The organism is Luteimonas endophytica (genome assembly GCF_029887875.1).
In the GTDB taxonomy this organism is placed as follows: domain Bacteria; phylum Pseudomonadota; class Gammaproteobacteria; order Xanthomonadales; family Xanthomonadaceae; genus Luteimonas; species Luteimonas endophytica.
In genome coordinates, this window is record NZ_JARXRM010000028.1 from 200,811 (window position 1) to 208,132 (window position 7,322).

General features: G+C 70.2%; 7 protein-coding genes and 1 pseudogene. 2 read left to right on the forward strand and 6 right to left on the reverse strand.

All coding sequences use genetic code 11. The features are described from left to right. Window positions 1-123 precede the first annotated feature (123 nt). The 4 genes from QFW77_RS08320 to QFW77_RS08335 all read right to left on the reverse strand — a co-directional run bounded on the left by QFW77_RS08320 (window position 124) and on the right by QFW77_RS08335 (window position 3,234). Window positions 124-1,512, reverse strand: coding sequence for a pyridoxal-phosphate dependent enzyme (locus QFW77_RS08320; RefSeq protein ID WP_280574025.1), 1,389 nt, complete (start codon window positions 1,510-1,512; stop codon window positions 124-126). A 119-nt stretch (window positions 1,513-1,631) separates the two neighbouring features. Further along, entirely contained in the window at window positions 1,632-1,850 is a 219-nt protein-coding gene (locus QFW77_RS08325) for an HP1242/YdcH family protein (RefSeq protein WP_280574026.1), read from the reverse strand. Between the two features lie 418 nt (window positions 1,851-2,268). Continuing rightward, window positions 2,269-2,847: a hypothetical protein gene (locus tag QFW77_RS08330; protein ID WP_280574027.1), complete on the reverse strand. Its 579-nt coding sequence runs from the start codon at window positions 2,845-2,847 to the stop codon at window positions 2,269-2,271. A gap of 3 nt (window positions 2,848-2,850) precedes the next feature. Continuing rightward, on the reverse strand, window positions 2,851-3,234 hold the full coding sequence (locus QFW77_RS08335; RefSeq protein WP_280574028.1) for a DUF4398 domain-containing protein: 384 nt from the start codon (window positions 3,232-3,234) through the stop codon (window positions 2,851-2,853). Between the two features lie 91 nt (window positions 3,235-3,325). On the opposite strand from QFW77_RS08335, the gene QFW77_RS08340 reads away from it, so the two are divergent. Continuing rightward, on the forward strand, window positions 3,326-4,447 hold the full coding sequence (locus QFW77_RS08340) for a PilT/PilU family type 4a pilus ATPase (RefSeq protein ID WP_280574029.1): 1,122 nt from the start codon (window positions 3,326-3,328) through the stop codon (window positions 4,445-4,447). Window positions 4,448-4,476: 29 nt separating this feature from the next. Here QFW77_RS08340 and maiA read toward each other — a convergent pair whose 3' ends face one another. Further along, entirely contained in the window at window positions 4,477-5,154 is a 678-nt protein-coding gene (gene maiA, locus QFW77_RS08345) for a maleylacetoacetate isomerase (protein ID WP_280574030.1), read from the reverse strand. Between the two features lie 118 nt (window positions 5,155-5,272). Continuing rightward, entirely contained in the window at window positions 5,273-6,262 is a 990-nt protein-coding gene (locus QFW77_RS08350; RefSeq protein ID WP_280574031.1) for a fumarylacetoacetate hydrolase family protein, read from the reverse strand. Between the two features lie 255 nt (window positions 6,263-6,517). Between QFW77_RS08350 and QFW77_RS08355 the strand changes: the two are divergent. After that, a pseudogene (locus QFW77_RS08355) lies at window positions 6,518-7,322 on the forward strand (ESPR-type extended signal peptide-containing protein); the annotation flags it as partial.

A 7,322-nucleotide genomic window follows, 5' to 3' on the forward strand; every position in this document is an offset into this window, starting at 1 on the left:
GGTGAGCCGCCGGCCTTGGCGCCCACGGGGCGCTCCTACGAGAGCTGCGCCATGGCGACACGCCTGCGGTCCGCCCTGGCCGGCCTGCTTTCGGTCCGTCCTGGCCGGCTGCCCGTCGCCGCGCTACTGCACCCGCCGGCGCAGCCAGTTCAGCAGGTCGATGCGGGTGATCAGGCCGAGGAAGCGGTCGCCATCGACCACGATCGCCACCTGCCCGCGGTCGAACACCGGCAGCAGCGCCTCCACCGGCGATTTCACGTCCATGATGTCCAGCTTGCTGACCATCGCCGTGGACACCGGGTCGCGGAACCGCGCCTCGTCGCCGTAGACGTGCAGCAGCACGTCCGACTCGTCGAGGATGCCGACGATCTTCTCGTTCTCCATCACCGGCAGTTGCGAGATCTCGTACAGCTTCATGCGCTGGTAGGCGGTCATCAGCAGGTCGCCCGGCGCCAGCACCACGGTGTCGCGCTGGGAGTACGGGCGCAGGATCAGGTCGCGCAGGTCGCCGTACTGCTCGCGCTCGAGGAAGCCGTTGTCGAGCATCCAGTAGTCGTTGTACAGCTTCGACAGGTACTTGTTGCCGGTGTCGCAGACGAACACCAGCACCTTCTTCGGTTCGGTCTGCTCGCGGCAGTACTTCAGCGCCGCGGCCAGCAGGGTGCCGGTCGACGAGCCGCCGAGGATGCCCTCGCTGCGCAGCAGCTCGCGCGCGGCCAGGAAGCTCTCGCGGTCGCTGATGGCGTAGGCCTTGCGGACCCGCGAAAAATCCGAAATCGACGGCAGAAAGTCCTCGCCGATACCCTCCACCATCCAGCTGGCCGACTTGTCGCTGAGGGTGCCTTCGTTGATGTACTCGGCGAGGATCGAACCCACCGGGTCCGCCAGGATCAGTTCGACCTCGGGGGCGTGCTCGGCGAAATGCCGCGACAGCCCGGTCATGGTGCCGGAGCTGCCGCAGCCGAACACCACCGCGTCCAGTCCGCCCGCCTCGCCCATCTGCCGCAGGATCTCCGGCGCGGTGCCGTGCTCGTGTGCGGCCGGGTTGTCGGGGTTGCCGAACTGGTTGACGAAGTAGGCGCCGGGCGTCTCACGGGCGATCCGTTCCGCCAGGTCCTGGTAGTACTCGGGGTGGCCCTTGGCCACGTCGGAACGGGTCAGCACCACCTCGGCGCCCATCGCCTTGAGGTTGAAGATCTTCTCCCGGCTCATCTTGTCCGGGACCACGAGGACTAGCTTGTAGCCCTTCTGCTGCGCCACCAGCGCCAGCCCGATCCCGGTGTTGCCGGCCGTCCCCTCCACCAGGGTCGCGCCCGGCCTGAGGTCGCCGCGGCGCTCGGCCGCCTCGATCATCGACAGGCCGATGCGGTCCTTGATCGAACCTCCCGGGTTCTGGCTCTCGAGCTTGAAATACAGTTCGCACGGGCCGGCGTCCAGGCGCCGGGCGCGGACGATCGGGGTGTCGGCGATGAGGTCCAGAACGGAGTCGTGGACGGAGTTGCGGGTCGGCATGCTGGCGGCGGCGGTTGGGGCGACGGGCGATTATCGCATCCGTCCATGCCAGCATCCCCGCGGACGGCGCCGGCCGACGAGGAGGCCGGCGCCGCCCGCGAAAGGAAGCGTTGCCTGCGTCAGTGGTGCAGGGTGTCGTACATCCGGACCAGGCGGTCCTTGGCGGCGAGCTTCTCGCGCTTCATCTGCGCCAGGGTGGTGTCGTCGATCGGCAGCACGCCGAGCTCGGCGTCCATCACCTTCTTGTCCAGTTCCTGATGGTGATGGTAGAGCCTGCGGAATTCCGGGTGGCTCTGGAAGACCGCGTCGAGGTCCGCCTGCGGTTGCCCTTCGAACATGGAAACCTCCTTGGATCGTGAACGTGCGAACGCCCCGGCCGGAGCGGGCGCGGGGCGTTTGGGGGGAGCGGCCGGGAGTGGAGGACGGGACGGCGCGGACGACCCCGGCAGGGCATCCGCGCGGACCTTGCTTCCGGCGGCATGCTCCCTGGGGTGGTGCGCGTGGGTCATCGTCGTTTCGGCCTGTCTGCAGGGGCGGCAGGAGGACTGCGCGCCGCCTGTAGGGTCGACCCTACTCCTCCGGATACGGGCCGGCAAGCGAGTCCGCGCAGGCCCCAGGGCGCTGCGACGCGGGCCAAGATGAACAGGGATAAAGAAGACCGGCCCGGCCTACCGGGAACCCCGTGGCAGACACGTCGAGTCTTTCAACTCATTGAACAGAAACGGAATTCCCACCGAGCGCCGGTGAGCGCCCGGGTCAATCCTCGCCCTCGACCTCGCGCATCAGCTCGGCCTCGCGGCGGGCCAGCTCGGCCTCCCGGGCACGCGCCGCCCGCAGGCGCGCGGCCTGGTCGCTGGCCACCCCGTCGAGCACGATCTCGGTTTCCTGGCGGGCGCTGGATTCGGCTTCGGCCGCCAGCCGCAGCCGCGCGGCTTCCTCCGCCTGGATCTGCGCCTGGACCCGCAGGCGCTCGGCTTCGCGGCGCGCGCGCGCAGCCTCCTGCCTGCTGGCCTCGACCAGCAGGTCGCTGCGCTGGCGGTCCAGTTCATCCGCCTCGCGCCGCAACACGCCGGTGCGGGCGGCGATCTCGGCGGTCTCCACCCGCCACCGCGCCACTTGCAGGGCCTGGTCGCGATCGCCGCGGGCGGCCGCGGCGGCCTGCAGCGCCTGGCGGGCCCGGAGGCGTTCGAAGGCGGCCAGGTCCTGCAGCGCGGGATCGGCGTCCAGCGCCTGCAGACGCGCGGCCAGCGCCAGCGCTTCCGGGTCCTCGGCGGCGTGCGCCAGCGGCATGCACAGCGCGGCCAGCAGCAGCCAGTTCCGGATGGTGAGCTTCATCGTTCAATCCTCCGCCGTGTCCAGCTGCTCGCGCAGCCGGGAGATCTGGGCGCGGCGCTGGGCCACCTGCGCATTGGCCACGGCCTCGCGGCTGCGGGCGTGGGCCAGGTCGCCCAGCGCCGCGGCGGCGAGCGCCGCACTGCGGGCTTTCTGCTCGCGGCCGGCGGCCATCGCCGCCTGCGCCTCGGCAAGCCGCTCGCGCGCCCGGGCCAGCTCGTCGGCGGCGTACTGGTCCGCGTCGGCATCCGAGGCACGCACCACGGCGCGCTGCGCGTCGGCGAGTTCGGCGGTGGGAGGCGGCAGGGTCGCGCAAGCTGTGAGCGACAGCACGATCCCGAGTGCGGACGCCTGCAGGATCGCTCGGAATTGTGCAATGCTAGCTGGCATTGGCGGCCGTACCTGTGGGGAACAGGCGGCCATTGTCGGCAGCAGGCGGCCGGACCGCAACGACCGGTCGCCGGCAAAAGGGGGTTCGTTCATGGACATCGGCTATTTCCTGAAGCTGATGACGGAAAAAAACGCCTCGGACATGTTCCTGACCACCGGGGCGCCGGTCTACATCAAGGTCGAGGGCAAGCTCTACGCCCTGGGCAACACCGGCCTGCCGACCGGCATGGTGAAGAAGATCGCCTACTCGCTGATGGACGAGGGCCAGGTGCCGGTGTTCGAGCGCGAGCTCGAGCTCAACATGGCGCTGTCGCTGCAGGATTCGGGCCGCTTCCGCGTCAACGTGTTCAAGCAGCGCGGCGAGATCGGCATGGTCATCCGCGCCATCCGCAGCGTGATCCCGAGCATCGAGGAGCTGCAGCTGCCCCAGGCGCTCAAGCAGATCATCATGGCCCCGCGCGGGCTGGTGCTGATCGTCGGCTCCACCGGCTCGGGCAAGTCGACCACGCTGGCGTCGATGATCGACTACCGCAACACCCACACCTCGGGCCACATCCTCACCATCGAGGATCCGATCGAGTACCTGCACCGGCACAAGAAGTCGATCGTGAACCAGCGCGAGGTCGGGCTCGACACCCATAACTTCCACAACGCGCTCAAGAACGCCATGCGCGAGGCGCCGGACGTCATCCTGATCGGCGAGATCCTCGACGCCACCACCATGGAAGCGGCCATCGCCTTCGCCGAGACCGGTCACCTGTGCCTGGCCACGCTGCACTCCAACAACGCCGACCAGACCATCGAGCGCATCCTCAACTTCTTCAACGAGTCCGCGCACAAGAACGTGCTGATGAACCTGGCGCTCAACCTCAAGGCGGTGGTCAGCCAGCGCCTGGTCACGGGGGTGGACGGCCGCCGCCTTCCGGCCGCCGAGGTGCTGATCAACACCCCGATGATCCGCGACCTGCTGCGCCGCGGCCAGGTGCACGAGATCAAGCAGGCGATGGAGGAAACGCTGGAGGAAGGCATGGAGAGCTTCGACCAGTGCCTGTTCCGGCTGTACAAGGAAGGCAAGATCGAGATGGAGGAGGCGCTCAAGGCCGCCGACTCGCGCGATGGCCTGGCGCTCAAGTTCCGGCTGTCCGAAGGCGGGACCGGCGAACACGACCCCTACGCCGACGTGTTCTCGTCCAGCGAAAGCGAGCACGGCTAGACCTCGACGCAGCAGGATCCCGCCGCGCGCTATGTCCGCGCGGGCTGGGCGGCGGGCGCGTCCGGCTGCCGCTCCGGGCGGGCCGCGTCGAAGGCCGGCAGCGCCAGGCAGGCTGCTTCGATGCGGCGGATGGTCGGGTACGGCGCCAGGTCCACGCCGAAACGGCGCGCATTGTAGACCTGGGGCACGAGGCAGCAGTCGGCCAGGGTGGGCGCATGCCCGTCGCAGAACTCCGCGGTGGACGGATGGTCCGCCAGCAGCGCCTCGAACGCCGCCAACCCCTCGCTCATCCAGTGCTTCATCCAGACGTCGCGCTCGGACTGCGGCACGTTCCATTCGTGCTCGAAGAAGCGCATCACCCGGAGGTTGTTGAGCGGGTGGATGTCGCAGGCCACCAGCTGCGCCAGCGCGCGCACCCGCTGGCGCTCCCGCGCCGTCGCCGGCAGCAGCGGCGGCGTCGGCCAGACTTCGTCCAGGTACTCCAGGATCGCCAGCGACTGGCGCAGCTTGCGCTGGCCGTGCTCCAGCATCGGCACCAGCTTCTGCGGGTTGGCCCGGGCGTAGTCGGCGTGGTGCTGCTCGCCGCCGTTGCGGACCAGGTGCACGGCAATGGTCTCGTACGGCAGGCCCTTCAGATTCAGGCCGATACGCACCCTGTAGGCGGCGCTGGAACGCCAGTACGAGTACAGCGTGAGCCGCTCCGTCATGCCCCCCCCTTCCATACTGGCTCCCCTGCGGCCGGCCAATCCCGAACCTTAACGCGTCGCCCCCCAGCCCGGCGCGCCATCCGTCGCGCCGCGATGGCCGTTCGGCCGCACCCCCCGCTCAGGGCAGCGGCTGCTGCTCGATGCGCTGTTCGATGGCGCCGAAGATCGAACGGCCCTCGGCGTCCAGCATCTCGATCCGGACGGTATCGCCGAACGCCATGAACGGCGTGCGCGGCGCGCCGTGCTCCAGCGCCTCGACGGTGCGCTTCTCGGCGAAGCAGGAGGCCCCCCTGGCGGTGTCCTGGTTGGCGATCGTGCCCGAACCGACGATGGTGCCGGCCGACAGCGGCCGGGTGCGGGCGGCATGCGCCACCAGCTGGGCGAAGTCGAACTGCATGTCCACGCCGGCCTCGGGCGCGCCGAACCACTCGCCGTTGACGTGGGTGAGCAGCGGCCGGTGGAGCTTGTTCTCGCGCCAGGCGTCGCCGAGCTCGTCCGGCGTGACGAACACCGGGCTCAGCGCCGAACGCGGCTTGGACTGCAGGAAGCCGAAGCCCTTGGCCAGCTCGCCGGGAATCAGGTTGCGCAGCGAGACGTCGTTGACCAGCCCGATCAGCTGGATGTGCCCCGCGGCCTGCGCCGGCGTCACCGCCATCGGCACGTCGTCGGTGATCACCACGATCTCGGCCTCCAGGTCGATGCCGTGCTCTTCGCTGACCACCCGGACCGGCTCACGGGGGCCGAGGAAGCCGGCGCTGGTGGCCTGGTACATCAGCGGGTCGGTGTAGAAGCTCTCCGGCACCTCGGCGCCGCGCGCGCGCCGCACCCGCTCGACGTGCGGCAGATAGGCGCTGCCGTCGACGAATTCGAAGGCGCGCGGCAGCGGCGCGGCCAGCTGCGCGAGATCCAGCTCGAACGCGCCCTCGGCATCGCCCACTTCCAGCGCCTGTGCCAGCGCGTTGAGCCGCGGCGCCGCGTTCGACCAGTCCTCGAGCGCGCGCTGCAAGGTCGGCGCGATGCCCTCCGCCCGCACCGCGCGGGCGAGGTCTCGGGACACGACGACCAGGGTGCCGTCGCGGCCGCCCTCCTTCAGGGATCCAAGTTTCATCGGGACTCCGTAGTTACCGGCGCCGCAGCGCGATGGTTGCGATTGTAACCGGGACCGCCCGGGCACCCCGGAGCGGTGGCCGAGACTCGCCGGCGGCACCGATCGTCGATTCGGTGATGGCTTGCGCCGGTCTTCCGCGGTGGGTACTGCAAGCGCGGCAATCGGTCACCTCGGCCTCGGCAGTTCGGCCGAAAAGGTTGGCGGGACCAATCCCTAGGCCGCGCGACTCCACTCGCCTTCCTTCAGGAGCACGCCATGACCCTGCATGCCATTCCCACCGCGTTTCCCCGTCGCCGTCGCGTCGCGCCCAGCGCGTTGGCGCTCGCCGTCTGCCTTGCCTACGCCGGCACGGCCTTCGCGGGCGAGACCTGCGACCTGGCCGGTGCCGGCGAGGACGACGGCGGCGCGAGCGCCGCCGGCACCGACGCCACCGCCTGCGGTATCGCCGCCGTTGCCAGCGGCCAGGATTCCACCGCCTATGGCAACGCCGCTACCGCCTCCGGCGACGAGGGCACCGCCACGGGAAATGCCAGCTTCGCGTTCGGCAACATGGCCACGGCGACCGGCACCCACAGCCACGCCAGCGGCGGCGGCGGAACCGCAACCGGCGCCTACAGCGTCGCCAGCGGTGCTGCCGCCACCGCCACCGGCAACATCGCCCAGGCCCCCGGCGACTTCAGCACCGCGATCGGTTCGGCGAGCCTGGCTTCCGGTCATTCGGGCACGGCCATCGGTGTATTCGCCGAAGCGACGGCCGACTCGGCAACCGCGACCGGAGCTTCCAGCCACGCCACCGGAGACGGCGCCACCGCGATGGGGGCGTCCAGCCTCGCTTCGGGTGACCACAGCACCGCAAGCGGCACCGGCAGTGCGGCCTCCGGGTACAGAAGCACGGCTGCCGGCGCCGGCAGCCAGGCCAGTGGGGAACAGGCGATCGCCATTGGGGTGCTGAGCCAGGCGAGCGGGCAGTACAGCACCGCGATCGGCACCAACAGCGTGGCCGCCGGACAGAACAGCACCGCGCTGGGCGATGGGAGCGAGGCCGCCGCAATGGCGGCCA

Excerpts from the sequence above, each read along its gene's own strand:
- QFW77_RS08320 (WP_280574025.1), bottom strand. The coding sequence starts at position 1,512 with ATGCCGACCCGCAACTCCGTCCACGACTCCGTTCTGGACCTCATCGCC.
- QFW77_RS08325 (WP_280574026.1), bottom strand. The coding sequence starts at position 1,850 with ATGTTCGAAGGGCAACCGCAGGCGGACCTCGACGCGGTCTTCCAGAGC.
- QFW77_RS08330 (WP_280574027.1), bottom strand. The coding sequence starts at position 2,847 with ATGAAGCTCACCATCCGGAACTGGCTGCTGCTGGCCGCGCTGTGCATG.
- QFW77_RS08335 (WP_280574028.1), bottom strand. The coding sequence starts at position 3,234 with ATGCCAGCTAGCATTGCACAATTCCGAGCGATCCTGCAGGCGTCCGCA.
- QFW77_RS08340 (WP_280574029.1), top strand. The coding sequence starts at position 3,326 with ATGGACATCGGCTATTTCCTGAAGCTGATGACGGAAAAAAACGCCTCG.
- maiA (WP_280574030.1), bottom strand. The coding sequence starts at position 5,154 with ATGACGGAGCGGCTCACGCTGTACTCGTACTGGCGTTCCAGCGCCGCC.
- QFW77_RS08350 (WP_280574031.1), bottom strand. The coding sequence starts at position 6,262 with ATGAAACTTGGATCCCTGAAGGAGGGCGGCCGCGACGGCACCCTGGTC.